Consider the following 1286-nt stretch of genomic DNA (forward strand, 5'->3'; position numbering starts at 1 on the left):
CGCTGGCATCCTCGCCCCCGCCGCCCTCGACGACGCCCTCACCCCGCTGCCCCGTCCCGTCCTCGTCACCGCAACCGCCGGCACCACCGACGCCGGGCTCATCGACCCGCTGCCCGACCTCGCCGACCTGTGCGCGGCCCACGGCGCCCGACTGCACGTGGACGCCGCATACGGCGGAGGACTCCTCTTCAGCGCCCGCCACCGCCACCGGCTGCACGGCCTCGACCGCGCCCACACCGTCACCCTCGACCTGCACAAACTCGGCTGGCAGCCCGTCGCCGCCGGACTCCTCGCCGTACGCGACGCCACCGACCTCGCCGTACTGGACCACCACGCCGACTACCTCAACGCCGACGACGACACCGCGGCCGGACTACCCGATCTGCTCGGCCGGTCCCTGCGCACCACCCGCCGCCCCGACGTCCTCAAGATCGCCGTCACCCTCAGAACCCTCGGACGCGAAGGACTCGGCGCGCTCATCGACCAGGTCTGCGCCCTCGCCGCGGGATTCGCCGCCCTCGTGGACATGCACCCCGGCTTCGAGCTGTACGCCCCACCCACCATCAGCACCGTCCTGTTCCGGCCCACCGGAGCAACCGACGCCGCCGTGGCGGACATCCGCCGGGGGCTCCTCCACGACGGCCGTGCCGTCCTCGGGCGGGCCGCACCCGACGGCCGGCTCTGGCTCAAAGCCACCCTGCTCAACCCGCACACCCGGCCCGCCGACCTGGCCGCACTCCTGAAACTCGTGGAAGGAAACACCCCCTCATGAGCACACCCCCACGCCACGAGCCCGAAGCCCCCCGCGACCTCGTCGGCATCGGCATCGGCCCCTTCAACCTCTCCCTCGCCGCCCTCGCCCACCCACTCGCCGAACTCGACGCCGTCTTCTACGACCAGCACCCCGCCTTCCACTGGCACCCCGGCCTCCTCATCGAAGGCACCACCCTCCAGGTCCCCTTCCTGGCCGACCTCGTGACCCTCGCCGACCCCACCAGCCCCTGGTCGTTCCCCAACTACCTCAGGACCCGCGACCGGCTGTTCCCCTTCTACTTCGCCGAGCGCTTCCACATCCGGCGCGCCGAATACGACGCCTACTGCCGCTGGGTCAGCGAGAACCTCCCCGGACTACGCTTCGGCCACCGCGTCGACGCCGTCCGCTGGAACCCCGAACGCGACCTGTTCGAAGTCGACTTCACCCGGCTCCACGACGGCGCAGACGAACCCCCGGGCCGCACCTACACCAAAAACGTCGTCCTCGGCATCGGCACCGCCCCCCACGTGCC

2 protein-coding genes are annotated in these 1286 nt (G+C 71.9%); both read left to right on the forward strand.

What is annotated here, in order from left to right; all coding sequences use genetic code 11:
* Positions 1-772: pyridoxal phosphate-dependent decarboxylase family protein (locus FPZ41_RS46565; protein ID WP_228023477.1), on the forward strand; the 772-nt coding region annotated here is incomplete at its 5' end.
* A partial coding sequence (locus FPZ41_RS46570; RefSeq protein WP_152870938.1) for a SidA/IucD/PvdA family monooxygenase occupies positions 769-1286 on the forward strand: 518 nt, incomplete at its 3' end. The genes FPZ41_RS46565 and FPZ41_RS46570, both read left to right, overlap by 4 nt.

Source organism: Streptomyces acidicola, from assembly GCF_009377235.1.
GTDB classification, from domain to species: Bacteria; Actinomycetota; Actinomycetes; order Streptomycetales; family Streptomycetaceae; genus Streptomyces; species Streptomyces acidicola.